The organism is Nitrospira marina, from assembly GCF_059568365.1.
Genome location: NZ_JCANTH010000001.1, coordinates 2,795,429 through 2,812,434, shown reverse-complemented (window position 1 = coordinate 2,812,434; position 17,006 = coordinate 2,795,429). Strand labels below are relative to the sequence as shown.

Annotated in this window: 19 protein-coding genes and 1 pseudogene; 6 read left to right on the top strand and 14 right to left on the bottom strand. The window is 50.6% G+C overall.

Going from position 1 to position 17,006, the window contains the following annotated elements; all coding sequences use genetic code 11:
* Positions 1-176: 176 nt before the first annotated feature.
* From LX98_RS11845 to LX98_RS11835, 3 genes are all read left to right on the top strand, one after another.
* Positions 177-842 (top strand): DUF2238 domain-containing protein, encoded by a 666-nt coding sequence (locus tag LX98_RS11845; RefSeq protein ID WP_496429097.1) that lies wholly within the window; start codon positions 177-179, stop codon positions 840-842.
* Positions 811-1,473, top strand: a complete 663-nt coding sequence (locus LX98_RS11840) for a DUF2238 domain-containing protein (protein WP_496429096.1) — start codon at positions 811-813, stop codon at positions 1,471-1,473. Before LX98_RS11845 ends, LX98_RS11840 begins: the two co-directional genes overlap by 32 nt.
* 149 nt (positions 1,474-1,622) lie before the next feature.
* On the top strand, positions 1,623-2,858 hold the full coding sequence (locus LX98_RS11835) for a hypothetical protein (RefSeq protein WP_496429095.1): 1,236 nt from the start codon (positions 1,623-1,625) through the stop codon (positions 2,856-2,858).
* Positions 2,859-2,941: 83 nt separating this feature from the next.
* Here the strand turns inward: LX98_RS11835 and LX98_RS11830 are convergent, their stop codons facing one another.
* The 9 genes from LX98_RS11830 to LX98_RS11790 all read right to left on the bottom strand — a co-directional run bounded on the left by LX98_RS11830 (position 2,942) and on the right by LX98_RS11790 (position 8,928).
* Positions 2,942-3,145, bottom strand: coding sequence for a hypothetical protein (locus tag LX98_RS11830; protein ID WP_496429094.1), 204 nt, complete (start codon positions 3,143-3,145; stop codon positions 2,942-2,944).
* Between the two features lie 207 nt (positions 3,146-3,352).
* Positions 3,353-3,550, bottom strand: coding sequence for a hypothetical protein (locus LX98_RS11825; RefSeq protein WP_496429093.1), 198 nt, complete (start codon positions 3,548-3,550; stop codon positions 3,353-3,355).
* A complete protein-coding gene (locus LX98_RS11820; protein ID WP_496429092.1) occupies positions 3,544-3,750 on the bottom strand; it encodes a hypothetical protein in 207 nt (68 codons plus the stop codon). Before LX98_RS11820 ends, LX98_RS11825 begins: the two co-directional genes overlap by 7 nt.
* Before the next feature lie 157 nt (positions 3,751-3,907).
* Entirely contained in the window at positions 3,908-5,659 is a 1,752-nt protein-coding gene (locus LX98_RS11815) for a thiamine pyrophosphate-dependent enzyme (protein ID WP_496429091.1), read from the bottom strand.
* A gap of 48 nt (positions 5,660-5,707) precedes the next feature.
* Positions 5,708-6,088 carry a sensory rhodopsin transducer gene (locus tag LX98_RS11810; RefSeq protein WP_496429090.1) on the bottom strand — a complete coding sequence of 127 codons (381 nt, stop codon included), beginning with the start codon at positions 6,086-6,088 and terminating at the stop codon, positions 5,708-5,710.
* Positions 6,085-6,264: a hypothetical protein gene (locus LX98_RS11805; RefSeq protein WP_496429089.1), complete on the bottom strand. Its 180-nt coding sequence runs from the start codon at positions 6,262-6,264 to the stop codon at positions 6,085-6,087. The genes LX98_RS11810 and LX98_RS11805 overlap by 4 nt, the downstream gene beginning before the upstream one ends.
* 45 nt (positions 6,265-6,309) lie before the next feature.
* Positions 6,310-7,443 carry a Gfo/Idh/MocA family oxidoreductase gene (locus tag LX98_RS11800; RefSeq protein WP_496429088.1) on the bottom strand — a complete coding sequence of 378 codons (1,134 nt, stop codon included), beginning with the start codon at positions 7,441-7,443 and terminating at the stop codon, positions 6,310-6,312.
* Positions 7,444-7,683: 240 nt separating this feature from the next.
* Positions 7,684-8,481 (bottom strand): MamS/MamX family magnetosome protein, encoded by a 798-nt coding sequence (locus LX98_RS11795; protein WP_496429087.1) that lies wholly within the window; start codon positions 8,479-8,481, stop codon positions 7,684-7,686.
* 186 nt (positions 8,482-8,667) lie between these two features.
* Positions 8,668-8,928, bottom strand: coding sequence for a hypothetical protein (locus tag LX98_RS11790; protein ID WP_496429086.1), 261 nt, complete (start codon positions 8,926-8,928; stop codon positions 8,668-8,670).
* Positions 8,929-9,182: 254 nt separating this feature from the next.
* On the opposite strand from LX98_RS11790, the gene LX98_RS11785 reads away from it, so the two are divergent.
* Positions 9,183-9,557 (top strand): hypothetical protein, encoded by a 375-nt coding sequence (locus LX98_RS11785; protein ID WP_496430641.1) that lies wholly within the window; start codon positions 9,183-9,185, stop codon positions 9,555-9,557.
* Positions 9,558-9,716: 159 nt separating this feature from the next.
* Here LX98_RS11785 and LX98_RS11780 read toward each other — a convergent pair.
* The 5 genes and pseudogenes from LX98_RS11780 to LX98_RS11760 form a co-directional block, all read right to left on the bottom strand.
* Positions 9,717-10,552: pseudogene (locus LX98_RS11780) on the bottom strand (ribokinase); the annotation flags it as partial.
* Positions 10,549-11,901: a glycosyl hydrolase family 65 domain-containing protein gene (locus LX98_RS11775; RefSeq protein WP_496429085.1), complete on the bottom strand. Its 1,353-nt coding sequence runs from the start codon at positions 11,899-11,901 to the stop codon at positions 10,549-10,551. The gene LX98_RS11775 and the pseudogene LX98_RS11780, both read right to left, overlap by 4 nt.
* Positions 11,902-11,909: 8 nt before the next feature.
* Positions 11,910-12,926, bottom strand: coding sequence for a glycoside hydrolase family 65 protein (locus LX98_RS11770; RefSeq protein ID WP_496429084.1), 1,017 nt, complete (start codon positions 12,924-12,926; stop codon positions 11,910-11,912).
* A 113-nt stretch (positions 12,927-13,039) separates the two neighbouring features.
* A complete protein-coding gene (locus LX98_RS11765; RefSeq protein WP_496429083.1) occupies positions 13,040-13,894 on the bottom strand; it encodes an alpha/beta fold hydrolase in 855 nt (284 codons plus the stop codon).
* Positions 13,891-14,787 carry a halocarboxylic acid dehydrogenase DehI family protein gene (locus LX98_RS11760; RefSeq protein ID WP_496429082.1) on the bottom strand — a complete coding sequence of 299 codons (897 nt, stop codon included), beginning with the start codon at positions 14,785-14,787 and terminating at the stop codon, positions 13,891-13,893. The genes LX98_RS11765 and LX98_RS11760 overlap by 4 nt, the downstream gene beginning before the upstream one ends.
* Before the next feature lie 264 nt (positions 14,788-15,051).
* Between LX98_RS11760 and LX98_RS11755 the strand changes: the two genes are divergently transcribed.
* Entirely contained in the window at positions 15,052-15,540 is a 489-nt protein-coding gene (locus LX98_RS11755; RefSeq protein WP_496429081.1) for a hypothetical protein, read from the top strand.
* Positions 15,541-15,583: 43 nt separating this feature from the next.
* Entirely contained in the window at positions 15,584-16,978 is a 1,395-nt protein-coding gene (locus LX98_RS11750; RefSeq protein ID WP_496429080.1) for a rhodanese-like domain-containing protein, read from the top strand.
* Positions 16,979-17,006 lie beyond the last annotated feature (28 nt).

Below are 17,006 nucleotides of genomic sequence, written 5' to 3'. Positions count from 1 at the left end.
ATCCCTCAAAGGAAAGAAATGGGAAACAGGCTTTGTTACGGCAGGTAGTCATCCATGGGTTCAAGCCTCAGTGCATGTACGAATTTTCTCCCGTTGACTTGTCATTCAGGGATTCAAGGGAGGCTATTTTTTGGCCGGGGAATGGCTCGTTCCGGCCGCTCTCAGGGAGAGTTGATTTGAAGCATCTGGTGGGGTACGGATTATTGGTCTGGTATTTGGGGTTTTTCGTATTCATGGGAATGGCTCCCTTTGATCCTCAAAGTTGGGCCTTTGCTAATATCCTCCCGCTTCTCTTCGTCGGAGTGTTAACCATTACACATCGCCGGTGGCCATTTTCAAGCGCTTCATACTTTCTCCTCACGGTGTTTCTGACGTTACATACGATAGGTTCCCACTATACTTACGCACAAGTTCCATTCGGCCTCTGGCTGGAAGAGTTCTTCGAATTGCCCCGAAACCATTTCGATCGGATTGTGCATTTTTGTTTCGGCTTGCTCTTCGCCCTGCCTTTGCATGAACTCTTCTCCCGGATTTCCGGTATGGCTGCATGGCTCCGCTCCGGCATGGTCCTGATCACCCTGGTGGGGCTGGGGGGATTGTGGGAGATCCTCGAATCATGGGTTACCAGAATCGCCCATCCCGAATTAGGTCTAGCCTATCTGGGTGCCCAGGGAGATATCTGGGATCCACAGAAGGATATGGCCGCGACATTATATGGAGCATTAGCTTCTCTGGTGATCCTGGTAGGAGCACGGAAAATCACGGGGACCCGTTTCGCAATTACCCGGGAAAGGCCGGTGAAACTTCCGCATGCAATTGACCACTGCGATAAGCGTCAATAATCAGAAGTCGTTTAAGGACCGGACTCTCCTTCACGGGTTAATGGCCTGGTATGCGGTGTTTTGGATATTGCTCGCCATAGAACCGCTCGACCGGCATGATTGGTTTCTCGAAAATATTTTAGCGATAGGACTGGTCATTGTCCTTGTCGCGACCTATCGGTGGTTTCCCTTATCAGACGTTTCCTATATTTTCCTCACGGTGTTTATGACCCTCCATGCGATCGGAGCCCATTATACCTATTCAAACGTCCCGCTGGGATTCTGGATGCAGGATTGGTGGGGATTTGAGCGCAATCATTTTGACCGTATCGCGCATTTTTCATTCGGGCTTCTCCTGGCTTATCCTTTAAGGGAGTTATTCCTTCGCCGGGTCAATGTGCGTGGGTTCTGGGCTTATTATCTCCCCATTAGCGGAATATTGGCCCTCAGTGGATTCTTCGAAATTATCGAATCGTGGGTGGCTCTTCTCGTTAGTCCGGAATTGGGGGAGGCCTATCTGGGCACTCAGGGGGACGAATGGGATGCACAAAAAGATATGACGGTGGCGGTCATCGGGGCTTTTTTCACAATTATGCTGACCTATACTCTTTCCAAGTTAGCGTCACAAAAATCTCCACCGATTTCTTCCTAGCATTTTGTCAATTTCCAATGCTTCGACTCTCCACTGCGCATTTTATACCAATCCACGCTCAAAGATATGTTTTCAGGGGACCAATCCGGCAGGAGTCTTTTCGCCAAACTCTCAACCATCTAGGCATGTTGGCCTTATGCATATGTCTGGTGGTGATTTCCCCTCGGTTCGCATCGGGAGAAGGAACCGACACGCCGCTTGCCGGAGAACCCCATCATACGGAAATCTTTGGACAGGAAATTTATGTCCCTCCGAGGGATCGCCGACATGTGACGGCGATCAATATCGGGATGAATTGGATTCCGGACGGACCCAAGCGGTTAGAGCTTCTCCCTTTCGGTGCGTTGTTTGTCTGGCGCAATTGGGAGGACGAAAACCAGCGGTTTCGGGGGACATTCTCAGGGGTATTCAATGACATCCAGTATCAGCGGGGTCTGTCATCAACCAGCCCATGGTTTGCCGCCATGACATTTGAAAATGTGATCATTCCATTCGGCCGATACGAATATGTAGAAGGACAGGCTATCAAGGACGTGGAATTGGAATGGAATTATTTCTTTGCGGGGATTGGTATCGGGTATCGCACGCCGTTATCCCCGGGGGGGCAGGATAATGCCGCTGAATTTTCTTTAACGTATGAACCCGGTTACCGTTGGTTCGATCGCAGTTCAAAAACCTCCAATAATTTCATTGTGCCCCAGAACACGTATGAAGGCCGAGTCCATGCCCGGCTTCGGATAGATAAATTCGAACGAAATCTTATGGAGTTGCTTCATCACGGATTCGCTTTCGGAGGTGATGCCCTCTACGGACATCGGGCCCATTGGCGTCAGTGGGGAGATCCGGCATTCGAGACCCCGGATAACCATGATGACCGCACATTTATGATGGCCAGCTTCTATGCCGCCCTCGCAGGGAAGGTACCCTGGGTACCGACAGAGCGGCACAGGTTGATTGTCACGATGTATGGTGGAATCGGGAAGAACCTTGACCGGTTTTCCACTTTCCGGTTGCCTGGGCGTCCCACGGGGTATGAATGGGAAGCGCTCTCCCGTCCTCTCATTCCGGGAGTAGCCTTCAATGAATTGTTTCCTCGGAAATACGCGATTGCCAATTTCACCTACCGGTATGAGGCGTTGTTTTTTTTGTATCCGTATATTCGAGGAACCTGGTCCGCGATTGAACGAGCCCGTTTCACCGGAGATGGTTCTATTCGTAATCAGGTTGATATGCTGCCGGCGGTGGGAGGCGGAATCGTCAGTGGGGCTCCCTGGGGTTCACAAATAGAGATCAATTATAGTTATAACTTTGGCATATACCGGGATCGCCATGGACCGAAGCTGGGAGGGAATAGTGTCGTGGTGTTCTGGTCAAAGCTTCTTTAAAACGAAGCGGAATTCTCCCCCAGCCGATTTTTGAATGAGGATCAGGAGGAGGTCTTTCTTTTCTCTTTTTTCTTCCGATACGGTTAGTCCCGTTCTTGAGTCGGGACCTGTGGATCGACATGCACTTCTGTTTGAACCACTCCATAGAAGATCGTCGCGAGAGACAGAAACAATAAAAAGTAAAAGGCTACACGGGCTGGTCCTAAAATAGGGGTCGTAACGACTCCAAAACCAATTAAGGCAAAGAGTCCTGCGATGATGAGTAATACGAAGCCGATGGTGAGCATGGGTACCTCCTTTTCTGGTGGGCAAAAAGCCGATCTTTTTCGAAAATAATTATTTCCGCCACGGGCCCCTCTGCCCGGCCATTCGGATAATACAGATGCTTGTGCAGCCTCTTGTAAGGCTCTTTGAAGAAGTTCAGCCGTGTGGAGGGCGGTCCGTCCGGTGGTTTGCACGATTGGTTCGCGGCAACTGAATCAATCGGCAACGACTTATTCATGTTTAGCCAATGCCTCCCGAATCTTCGGGAGAAGGTTTTGTTCATCAGATGTTGTTCCTATCCGCACCACCACCGGCGTTGTCGAATCCCAGGTATACGTCCCATCCGATTCAGACATGTCAGTGGGAATTTTATCGGCCGAGACCTCATAGTGATCGATCCAGGTGTTAGTCTGCGGCAGAGCTACCATTTATCGACACCGTTACCCATTACACGCTTCTTTTCACCGGCCTCATCGTATCCCCAATACCCCCGGTCTTGTCTTTTACGTTCAACGTATTCGTACGCAAGGTAAATGGCCGCCCCCATTGCACGCTGAGGAAGAATGGGGTTGGTGTCTTCCATGTTTTCATTGATCACCACAATTTGAATGCCACCCCCAATCCTCATAAACACTGATTTTTTTAATAATCGTGCAACTGGACAGAAACCGTGACGAAGGACAGAATGGGCCAGAGAAGAAAGGAGAGAGGAACTAAATTTTGGACCTCCTTATTTCTCCCGCGAGCGTCCCCTTCTCGAGGCGACGAATTTCTTTACCATTCGGTTACACGAGTTCCCGTACCCGATCCGACAAAGCCGTCATGGCAATTTTCACCCGGTTCGGTTCGCCTCTTGCCAACGATTGTGCAAATTTGGCGGCTTGGCTCATCGTAATGTTGGCAGGCATCGGAGGTTCAAAAGGATCGACGATGGCTTGTACCAATACCGGCCCCGGTGTTTGGAAGGCCTGGTCGATGATGGAACCACAATCCGCAGGATCGTCGACGGTCAGTCCGGTTCCTCCGCATGCCTGAGCGACGAGGGCAAAGTCGATGGGATGCAGTTCGCACCCATATTCGGGATTTCCCAGAAACACCATCTGTTCCCACTTAATCTGCCCAAGCGTATTGTTTTTGATGACGAACACTTTCACGGGCAATTGATATTTGACACAGGTGGCGAACTCAGCCATGAGCATCGAAAAACCCCCATCTCCCACAAAGGCGATACATTGACGATCCGGATAGGCGATTTGGGCGGCAATCGCATAGGGTAAGCCGCAGGCCATGGAGGCCAGGGTGCCGGATACCGTGTGCTTCTGCCCTCGTTTGGCCGGGATTTGCCTGGCCCACCAGGTCGTAATTGTTCCCGAATCACAGGAAACGATGGCGTGGTCAGAAAGGCGTTTACCGAGTTCCCAGGCCACCACCTGGGGTTTCATGGGTTTGTCTTTTCGGGTTCCGCGTTCTTCCATCAATGTCCGCCATTTGGCCATTGCTGTTTGTGCCCGTTCCAAAAATTTCCGGTGTTTATTCCTTTGCAACATCGGCAAGAGCTCTTGGAGGGATCTTCGGCAGTCGCCGACCAAGCCGACTTCCACCGGGTACCGCAGCCCGATTCGCGCCGGATCAAGATCGATTTGGACGGCCCGGGCCTGTCCGGGCTTGGGATAAAATTCCATATAGGGAAACGATGTTCCGATCAGAAGCAGTGTATCGCAATCTTCCAGAGCCTCCTGAGAGGGGGCGGTTCCCAGCAATCCGATGCCCCCTGTTGTATAGGGACTATCGTCAGGTACCGACGCTTTTCCCAATAACGGTTTAATAATGGGCGCTCCCAGCATTTCCGCAATTTGTTCCAGTTCATCGGTGGCTTCCAGGGCCCCGGCCCCCGCCATGATGGCAATTCGCTTTCCCTCATTCAGGACGTTGGCGGCCTGTTGTAAATCTGCTGCATGGGGTAATCGCGCGCCACGGGAAAAGATTTCCATCGAATGGTGAGGAATATTGCGTTGGGAATAGCCTTTGTCTGCCTTTGAATCTTGCAGATCGACGGGAAAATTAATGTGAGCAACTCCGCGATAACTTAAAGCGGTCCGACAGGCTAAGTCGACCACATTCTCCACATGCGTCGCGCTCATGATTCGTGTGTTATAGACCGCGACATCTTCAAAAACTCTGGTAAGATTCACATCCTGTTGGGCATGGGTATCGATCAAATCGTGAAAATGATGACCGGTAATGGCCAGGACCGGTTGTTTCTCCATTTTGGCATCATACAAACCATTCAAAAGATGGAGGCCTCCAGGCCCTGAGGTGGCCAGGCACACGCCAAGCTTTCCCGTGTATTTAGCATACCCGCACGCCATCCAGGCCGCTGACTCTTCGTGGCGAACTTGTATGAACCTCATGACATCTTTTCGTTGACGCAGGGCTTCCATAATTCCATTTATGCCATCTCCGGGAAGACCGAATATGACGTCGACGCCCCAATTTTGAAGCTTCTCTATCAACACGTCCGCGGCGGTTTTTGTCATATTCTGAGTTCCTCTCTCCTCAACGTGGAACCTATGGTATTTGCGTCTTTACGAGTGGTCGGTATAGGCCATGGTAGACAGGAGAGCATTCTCGGCCTGTCGGGAATCCAGCCTGGTGTGTTGAACTACAATTGGCACATCGGACTCAAACATGCTTGCGAAATCTGTATCCTTGGGTATGGGTTCAGGGTCTTCCAAATCATTAAAACGGATATGACTCGTCCGACGAGGGGGGACGGTGATATGATAGGGACCCACCGGCTCCCGGTCTGAATAAAAAATTGTGACAAGCACATGCGCCGGATCGTCGGAAACATTAAGGAGGCATGCGGTTTCATGACTTGTCATTTGCGGCTCCGGTCCATGGCTTTCCGCAGGAATATATCCTTCCGGGATCGCCCATCGTTTTGCCCCCATTGATTGACTCATGACATTCTTTCTTCCTCTGCGGAGGTTCCTTGAGCTTTTCCAAATTGTCCTTGGCGATGGCGGCGTTCCCATTCCCTATCCAATGCAGCCTCAAAAAGATAGGATGGTAAAGACGGATCGGCATTTCCGGAGGAATGTGACTCTTGAGAATCAATGTTGTTCGATTGTTCATTCATGAATTAATTCCTTTCGTTTGTTATAAGATGAATGAAGATAGTTCATTAGGATCCTGACGGACTTTGAGCATGGATGAGTCGGGGCTTTTTAACCGGCGGACGGCGAAGGCCTTGGCGAAGCGTTGGACGGCGTTTCCGCTCTACTTCTTTGAGCGGGACCGGTTGGCCTTTGTGAGCTGAACGATACAGGGCCTCAATAATGCGGACATCATGGAGACCTTCATCGCCTGCCGGTTCAGGAACCGTATCATTCAAAATGCTATCCGAAAATTTTAAGAGTTGTGGAGCAAATTGATCCCGTTTGGAAAAGGTGTGCTGTTTCTCTTTCCCGTTCACCGTCAGGTAATGAGTAATGGGTTCGACATATTCGTAGGCCGATGTTACCCGCAGTTGTCCCTTGGTACCCACAATCCGAAACTCGGAAACGTCAGCGGCTCCAAAACTACAAATAAAGGTGGCCAACCGGTTATCGGGAAATTGGAGCGTCACCGCGCTCATTTCTTCAACTTCGTCGAATCTGCCGATACCCTGTCCGGCGGTGTTGGCAAACACCTGAATCGGTTCCGCCTGGAACAGATTCCTGGCGGCATTCAAACAATAAATGCCGATATCCCACAGCGTTCCTCCACCGGTCTCTTCCCGTAACCGGATATTATTTTTATCTTTAACCGGGAGACTAAACGCCGATTGGAAGTACCGGGGGGTGCCGATTTTCCCGGATTGAACCATTTGTATGGCCCGAAGATTGGCCTCTTCAAAATGAAGCCGATAGGCTACCATCAATTTGACACCATGATGGTCCGCTGTGCGAATCATGGTTTCACATTCCTTTACCGAGATAGCCATGGGTTTTTCGCACAATACATGCACGCCGGCTTTCGCCGCTCTGACGGTATATTCGCAGTGCAAATGATTGGGAAGCGCGATATACACGGCATCAATTTCTTCCTTTTCCAGGCATTCTTCATATTGTTCATAGGAATAGAGACCGTTAATGCCGTATTTTCCTCCCAATTGCTTCAATTTTTTAGGATCATCGGAGATTAATGCTGCTAATAGGGAGTTTTTTTTCGCATGTGCGAATGCCGGAAGTACGGCAACTTGAGCGATATAGCCCAGCCCCACCACCGCGTAACGAATTTTCCTGGTGCCAAATGTCCTTTTGGGCGAGCGAGCCATCCTGGGTTCTCCTTGTGATCGTCAAGAGAGTAAAAACAGAACAATTCCTTCACAGCTTGTAACAATGTTTTTATTCAAAATGAACTGGAAAGAACCCTGGTTCGACTTCCTATCGGCCAGAATTACAAACAAAGGTCTTGACGAGTGGCTAAATAAAGGAGGACGAAAGGGAAGGGCCGGACGAAGTCAACGGGAAAAAGCCCAGCCGGCTTTTTCCCGTTGACAGAGAATAGAGGTATATTAATTGTTTCCGGATGATGTCTTACTATGGATTCCACCTTCTATGTTCCATTTGGGGGTGCCGTCATCTTTCCGGACCGCCAAAACTTTTCCATTTCCTTTCAGGGTAACTTTTGAGGCGATGACCAGACTTTCCCCGTCCCGCATGATTCGTGATCCGGTCACTTCCACTTTATCGCCTTCCTTTATTTCGATTCCCTGCTCCTTGAGATAGTTATCAGGGGCGATGCGAACCCGTTCTGTCCCGGATGACGTTTTGACATCCAATACTATTAAACTATCGGTGGTGGTCACTCCGGGCTCGAACATGTCGTGATCCACATTTTCCACAGTCCCTTCTACCGTTTCAACGGTGGCAGGATTGAAATCCTTACTCTGGACTATAGCAGCTTGCTGGTGGCGCTTGGCTGCGTGGTCTTGTGTTGTCTGTTTTTCGCCAATAGGGGCTTCGGCCACCTGAACCAACATCTTGTCATCCTGTTTGGTCAGCTTCACTTCTGCCCAGGGAATCGAATAATTTTCCGACCCGATCCCTAGAGTGCCGCCGAAAGTGCCTCCATACGAAAGGACAATATACGATATTTGCCCTGTGGTTTGATCAATCAGTAAATCTTTGACTGTTCCGAGTTCTTTGCCCGCCTTGTCAATGACCGTATTCCCGATGAGGGTGTTGGCGTTAAGAAGAAGTTCCTTGGATTGTTGCCCTGACTCGCTAAGGGCTAAGGACATGCCTACTCCCGTCAGGGCGAAGGCTAATGCCAGACCGAGCATGCCACTAGTTCTGCGTTTTGAGTTCATGGTGGTGTTTTCCTTTTGTAAGAGTTGTTAAACGATGGTGTTCGGGATTCCTCTTTCTGATTCAAGAATAGATTGTGTGGTCACGAGCCAATATACGTGCATTGTTTTCTCCCTGTGGATTTGAAAGTCCCATGCTGTACTTATGCCTCGCGGGTCAGAAAATTTAACCGTTAAAGCCTCTTACAGCTATTGAGAGCTGTATTTCTCTCCCGAAAAAGGTATGGATTTTCGATAAGGTTCTAATTGATTTTGAAAGTGTTCAGTAATTGGAAAGGATATATAGGAAATTTGTCCGGGGTTTTGATCTCTCAACAAATCATGAACCGTTACCGTGTTCACTGGACTGGTCGTGTCAGCAACATTAAGAAGCATCACTAGGCCTCCTCCCGCCAGGCTAAGGGTTACAGCCAGTCCGACTAATTCTTTCATGGTGATGATTGGGTTCATGGATGGTGTCCTAGTAGTTTATTTGTAAGTTTTAAGGTCCCCTGAAATTTGCTTCTTCTCGAATTGTAGAGAAACGGAAAAGAAATGGGCCTGAATAAAACCCTTGCATCGGAGGTTACCTTCCCTTAAGAACTTGCCCGGATTTTAAAAAAAAAAGGCGTTTTCCCAGGGTTTTTGTCAGATGCTTTTGATCGTTCTCCGAAGGATAATGAAAAAAAGAGACAAGAAAAAAATTAAAGAAAGAGGTGAAAAACATGAAAGAACCAAAAATGGATATGTGGCCGGTGGTGCTGGGAATTAGTGTGATTCTTCTGATGAGTGCCTCTCATCTGCCCGGGGGAGTGTCAGGATCCGGTTTCCCAAATCCGTCAACTTCAGTTGAAACGACCGAGCAACATCCACCGGGGTTGAAGAATAAACCTCAAAACTCACAGCCGATTATTCCACCGAATGATTCGGAGATGGTTGTGGAGCCCGGTATTCCGCCAAATCCGGAGGCGGTGGTGACTCCACCGGTGGTGGACCCGGAGATGGTGGTGGACCCTACCACCCGGGAGCCCATGACCGAAGAGAAACTGGAACGGCTTAGCCCGGAAGAATCTGAGAAAAACCCTTCTGACGAGAAATAACCGCAGGTTCATCACGACCAGCGTTCTGAAGGTATTATCCGTGGAGTTTGTTTTATTTTTTTTCATGACCACCCTCCGCAGGAGAGACTCGATTTGGCGTCGGGTGGGGTAGGAAGATTGGGAGCCATAGCCGGTGACAGCGTGGGTTGATGCGGCAACCGCATATGCGGCGGCTTGCTCCTGGGGTTGATGTTCCAGAATCGCCACACTGAAGGCTCCCGCAAACGCATCGCCCGCCCCGGTGGTGTCCACCGCATGGACCTCGGGAGCGGATATGACAACTGGACATCCGTTGTGACTACCGCGCATCCCCCTGTTCCCAGTTTGACGCAGACTCCCCTATTTCCGTGTTGTCGAATTTTGGAAGCCGCTTCCAAGGCCTGGTCCTGATTTTCAATTGGGATTTTGGTCAGTTGCTGAGCCTCTGATTGGTTGGGAGTCAAATAGCAACCGGATTTTAATAATTCCTCATCCAATCTCTCTGACGGTGAAGGATCCAGAACAATGGGCATTCCACATTCCTCAGCTTGTCGAACTGCTTGCTTGACTATGGGCAGGGGGACTTCCAAATTTACGGACAATACGGATCCGGGTGGTGCCGTTTGTATGGCGTATTTGACTAATTCTTTATCCTCTTCGGACCAGACGGCATTGGCATTCGAAGCCATGATGATCCCTTTCCGTCCGTTTGGTTGAACAATGATGACTGACACACCTGTGGCTTGGTTTTTTATGCTTCGAATAGTAGATAAATCGACCCCAAGTGTCCGTAAGGGGTGAAGGGCGATTTCTTGAAGTGAATCAGACCCAATTCGAGCAATCAATTGCGCCTCGATGCCCAGATACCGGGCTAGCCAGGCCACATTGGCGGCCTTTCCTCCACCGGCCATAAGAAAATCCTGACCCAACAGTGTTTCCCCCGCTTCCGGCCAACGACCCGCACGGAGTTGAATATCTACATTCACGCTTCCCAGGGATATGATTCGAGCGCTCATAAGGGAAAATCCTGTTGTGTCGGTGTTCCAAAAACATGGCGGGTTCCACGAACGTTGATGACGAGAGGAAAGCTCGGTCCTGCAGATACGTCAAGACTCAGGCTCTTTGGGGAAATCTGCACCTTGATGTGATGCTGTCGAAATTGAACCTTCATCGCTAACCCCTCAAGGGTTTCCGGAAGACGAGGGTTCATCGTGAGCACATTATTTTCACAATCAATTCCCCCATAGCAACGTTGCATGAGATCGATGGTTCCTGCCATGGCTCCTAAATGGATGCCTTCGCTCGTCGATCCTCCCTTGATTTCATGAACATCCTGTCCCAGGGCCTCAGCCAGACACTTCCATGAGCCGCTTCGGTCGGAGCGCGCGTGAATCCAGCCAAACACGACGCGACTGAGCGTCGAACCATGAGTGGTGCGTTGTTGATAATAGGCGATGTTCTTTTGCAGCAGCTTGAGAGAAAAAGGATATCCTAAATTCGTAAGGATTGATTCAAGTTCAGATACAGTCAGGAGATAGCACAACATGAGGACATCAGGTTGTTTGGAAATTTTGTATCGATTGACCGTATCTCCTTCGGCTTCGAGAATTTGATCGATTCGCCGGATATCTCCATACCGGGTTCGATAGGCGTTCACATCCAATTCTTGAAGATTTTCATAACCCGCAAATTGGCTGATGAGATCGTCCTCATGAAAGGGGACGAACATTTGGCGGGTGATGTTTTCCCAATGATCCAGGTCCGAGTGATCAATCGAAAGGATTTCCATAACGTGTTGGCGCGAGTAGTCGGGGAGGGCCTGGAGAACCTGTCGGGCGCATTGCAGGGTCCAAACAGCCATGACATTGGTATACGCATTGTCTTGAAGTCCGGGCGTAGGGCTATCCGGATATCCGGTGTGAAATTCATCGGGTCCCATGACCCCGCGAATATGATATCGCCCGCTCATGTCATCGAGTGTTGCCAGACTGGACCAGAATCGGGCGATTTGGAGCGTGAGCACTTCGCCGTGGGACTGAAGAAATTCCAGGTCACCTGTGGCCTGAAAGTATTTCCATATTTGATAGACAATAGCGGCATTCTGATGGCATTGCAGATGGGTATGGTCCTCAATCCAATGTTGGGAATAGGGATTCCATTGAAATCGGGGAGTTTGCTCGGAGCCGTCGCTGCCACTTCTCCAGGGAAACCGCATGCCCTGAAGCCCATGCTGCTGTGCCTGAGCTCCGGCTTGTTGTTGACGTCGTGACCGATACAGGAGCATGGCGCGGGCAACCCGCGGCACTCGCATAATCAGAAACGGTAAGGCAAATATATCATCCCAAAAAATGTGGCCTTGATACATTTCGCCGGTCAGTCTCTTGCCGGAAGGCTCGCATCAAGGTCTGTCAAATGGGGAGAAGCCGTTTGCAGGAGATGAAAGAGATGAAGACGCAGCATCAATTGATCTTCCGGACGGTTCTGAATCCGGATGTCGGTCATATCCCAGATCCGCTCCCATGCTTGTTGATGGGAGCGGAACAACTGTTCGAACGATCCAGCTGAAGCCAGGCTGTGGTTCACGGCCTCAAGCGGCTCGGAAATGCCACGGTCGCGTGAATGGTAAAGCGCTACGGTTTTGTCAACCTGTAGGGGAGTCTGCTCTTGAATATCAAGGACAAATTCTTCGATGGTCATATCCATTTCTTGAAAATTCCGTTGAAGAAGGAGATTGCCGCCCGAGACTTGCGTTCGAAGTCCTTGGGCCAACCGAATGTGAGATTGGAGGGTTTCCGTGACAACGTAGAGCCATCCCTGCTTATGGAATCCCGAGTCAAGCAATCGATAATGTTTGGCGTTCATCTCCCGATACCGTTCAACATTCCCATTGCTGATCACGGAATCCATGGCCGATCTCACATGCAATCGACCAGCCCAGTTTAGAGGAATAATGGTCCATTGTAGGGCTGCAAGATGGGGATGCTCCATGTGCACCAGCCGGATTGATTGGAGAATGGTTTCTCGTCCTTGAGGTTCCGTAAATTTGATGTACCGGCTGAGCACGCCCCGTTGCAGGTCCAATTCCTGGCGATAAGTGTTCACCTGAACCTGTTCCATCGAAAACCATTGGCCATTATCCATGGCATATGTTAGGTACAGCCAATTGGGCCAGTTCACGATCGTTTCATGAGAGACCGTTTCTCCCGCGATGATTCTTTCGCATCCATAGACGCCGGCTACATAGGTTCCGGGATAATGGCCGTGGTGTTGTGTGGCTTCCTCAAACGCTCCTCGTGTGGCCCAATACCCGTTACCCAGTGTGCAGAGGGCTTCACGGGCTTTCTGGTCTTTAATATCCCAATTGTCAAATATCAGTTTCCATTCATTCATACACGGCCTGCAGGATGAAGAGTCGATGTCGTCTTAATTTCAGATTTCACTATGCTCCGGTCATGGGGGACATACATCGGTAACACAGCGGTGGTATTCATGATAATGAGCAGCTAGACCATGAGGTGCCGGGATGGCACGGTACGGTCGAAAAAATCCAGCAGATGCTTTGTCACGATTTCCGGTTGATCCCACATGAGGAAGTGTCTCGCGTCTTTCACGCGAATCAGTTTCGAATTGGGGATATCGTTCGCCAGCCTTTCCCCGTAATGGATCAGCTGAAATCGATCCTGCACCCCCCAGAGGACAAGTGTGGGAACTTTAATACCCGACAGAAGATGAGTAATCTCCGTCGTGAGATTGGTATTCAGTGCAGCAGCATTTCGTATGAGGGACAGTTTCCCCGTCTCGGTGGTGTAGGGGGCCAACAACCCGTCCAATATCTTCCGGTTAAGGGAGGACGCAAATCCACGTTTTAACGCTTGCCGAAGCAACCGCACCGCAAGCGATGCCGATAATTTCCGGTGAGCTTCAGGGTGCCCAAACTGGAGCATTAATTCAATTGGCCAGGAGTCATAACAGACGGTGTTCATGACGATCAGCGCTTCCACCCGGGAGGGGAACAGGGTAGCCATCCTCAAAGCCACCCCGCCTCCGATGTCATGTCCGATGATCGTGGCCCTGGGAATCCCTAGTTGTGTCATCCAGGCGGTCATCATGTGTGCCTGGCAGACAATGGAACGGTCAAAACAATCGGCTTTATCACTAAAACCGAATCCGAGTAAATCGGGAATCAGGACGCGACGGGTTCGCGCCAGCTCTGAATAGATTCCGTGCCACAGGTAACCCCAGACCGGAATCCCATGAATAAGAATGACCGGGGGACCATCTCCCGCCTCCACATAACTGACAAATCGGTCATGAACCCGGCTGACCATTTGTAGCCGTTGAAATTCCCGCCAGGTCATGTCGATGTTTCCAGGACCGGTGAGGAGAATTCAATGGGAAAAGGGGATTTTTCTAAATCCTGACGAGATCGCCAATCCAGAAATATCAGCACAATATTGACTATCAGGGGTGGTAACAGTTGAGTAAAGTGAGCGGTCGTTTCAAGGAAGTGTGTTCGTTTCCTTCCGAGAATCCTCAACTGATCCTCAGACAGCGTCAGTCGGGGCAGCACATGGCTGGCCATTTGTTGAGCCGCTTCCCGTAAGGCCAGCGCGGCTTCCATGTAAAGGGGTTGGGTGACCACGGGCTTTAACCGATGCCATACTGAATAGAAATATTCCGGCCACAATGCCAGCGTTCGATAATCGCTGTTAATGCCGGGTAAACCCAATGTTCGTTGGATATCCCGAAAGGTTCTCCGGAGAGTGGCATCGTCCGGGGTCTCGTCGATCATTTCCATGGGATACATATGAAGGGGAATGCCTCGCGTTATAAGCTCATGATCCTTTCGTTGAGACTGGAACGCGGACATGCTCGGGTGATGGTAGGCGTACTCCACCATGGACGTGATGACCAGTAGCTTGGGATTGATGTAATGATAAAGGTCGAGAGCCGCTTGTATCTGAAAAATCTGACTCTCCCCCAACTCGACGGACGTGGCCGCATCTAACCGGGGAAGTTTTTCAGCAAGGCGAGCAGCTAACGCCCGGAGTCGATCGGATGATTCTTCAAATAGACGGGTTTCAGCCACCGGTCGTATTGACTCCCATAAGACAGGGAAAAACGTTGGATAGGTGGCCCATGTGCGGAAGTTGAGATTGACTCCAGACACACGAAAGACCTGTTTAATCTCATGAAAAATGCTGTCCAGCTCTTTCTCAGCCTCTTCTTCCGGTATGGGATGGTTTTTCATAACACACGAAAATAAGAATCTGGAGTGTGTGGCTGATTCCGTTCCCGGGTCATCCCCCTCTGCCCCAAATAATCCAAGTGTGTCCCACGCGGTCTGAATTGACTACTAGCAGAAACCCTGAAGTTTCAACGGATGCCAGGGTTTTTGTTAGTTGTTGACTCTTTTGTCTTTCCTTAATCTTCGGTACTACACAGATGTATGACACAGCACGACTGCCCACGGCATGGGAGTGCGTCGTCCCACAGAACAGAATGGAGGCCATGTATGATTACTTCACCAACGACCACACGAGTTGAGGAACATACCGACGCTGACATCAATGAGGAAATTTATAACCGCACAAAAAATAATGTCCTGTTGCATGCCTCGGCCGGACCTTCGGCCATCGATCGACGGTTAAGGGAGCTAGAGGAGGAATGGGATATCGAAAGAGTTCTTGAAGCTAATGCTGCCTCATTTTCCCTCATGGGCCTGGGATTGGGCGCTTTTCTAGATCGCCGGTGGTTTATCTTTCCCGCCGCCGTAGCCGGTTTTCTCCTGCAACATGCCATACAGGGTTGGTGCCCGCCGGTTCCCCTGTTCCGGCGAATGGGAATACGGACCGCACGTGAGATTCAGCAGGAACGTCATGCGTTAAAGGCATTGCGGGGAGATTATCGGGACGTGGCCGAAATAGCGGGCGAAGTCAATGGGGCGGACGCTCCGCAAGTGACCCAAGCATTTGAGGCGGCCGGAAATAACTCCTCCTGCTGAAGACGTGTAAGAGCAATTTCGGAACATTCATCAGCCACAACTCATGATCATTAAACAATTTCATGTGGAAAGCCTGGGGCACGCATCCTATCTTCTCGGTTCGGAAGAAACCGGAGAAGCCTTCGTGGTGGATATCCAGCGGGACGTGGAGCCCTATCTTAAAGAGTCCCGCTCACAGGGGATGACGATTGCGTATGCTCTGGAGACCCATCAGCACAACGACTATGTGACGGGAATTCGTGAATTAGCCGAAAGGATTCCTCTCCAATGTTTAGCGGGCCGGCATGCCAAGCTCGGATATGACGCGCGTCCCATGGCCGATGGAGAACGGTTAACAATGGGAGAGATAGATTTTCAAATTCTGCATACTCCGGGGCATACACCCGAACATATCAGTGTCCTGGTGACAGACCGGTCGCGGGGTAAAGAACCCGTTCTGCTTCTTTCAGGGGGAGCCTTGTTGGTTGGTGATGTGGCCAGACCCGATCTTCTGGGTGGAACGGAAGAAGCCGCTCATCACGCAGAGGTCATGTGCAAAATGCTCCAGGAAAAAATTCTTCCGCTTCCGGACTATGTGGAAGTCTATCCCACGCATGTGAGTGGCTCTCTGTGTGGGGGGAATATCGGGAGCAGATTGTCCACGACGATCGGTTATGAACGCCGGATGAACCCTCTTCTGGCCGACATGGACAACAAAGACCATTTCGTTAAACAATGCCTGGATTTGAAGCATCTTCCCGGTGTGCCGCCCTACTGGCCCAGGATGCGGAAAATGAATACTGAAGGCCCTCCTCTTCTTGGAACCTTGCTCGAGCCGCCTGCACTCACTCCGGATCAGTTTGCCCGACAACAGGAAGAAGGGTGCCTTGTCGTTGATTGCCGCCAAGCGGAAGGGTTTACGACTCACATTCCCGGCGCGCTGAACGTTGGACTGGGATCCTCCTTTGCGACATGGGCCGGTACGGTCATCCCGGCGGATTCCCGTGTCTTACTTGTTTTGGATCATCCGGCAGACCTTTGGGAAGTGTGTTGGCAGCTTCTCCGAATCGGATATCCTACACCGGCGGGTTGGCTGGCAGGCGGGATGTTCGCATGGCGTACGGCAGCCAAACCCCTTCATCAGTTAACACAGTGGTCCGTGTGGGATCTTCAAGCGCACCTAGAGACAGATTCGGACCTGGAGATTTTGGACGTTCGCCAGCCGGGGGAGTGGGCTGCCGGTCACATCAAGAAGGCCCGATTTGTGACGGGCAGCGAACTCCCGCAACGTGTCCAGGAAATCAGAAAAAATCTTCAGGTTGCGGTCATCTGTGGAAGCGGATACCGCTCGTCGGTTGCTGCAAGCTACCTTCAACATCACGGCTATCGGAACATCGTGAATGTGTTGGGAGGAATGAGCGCCTGGAAAAAAGCTAACCTTCCGATTATCAAGGATTGATCCGCCATTCCGCCCGGTAGAGGGCGCC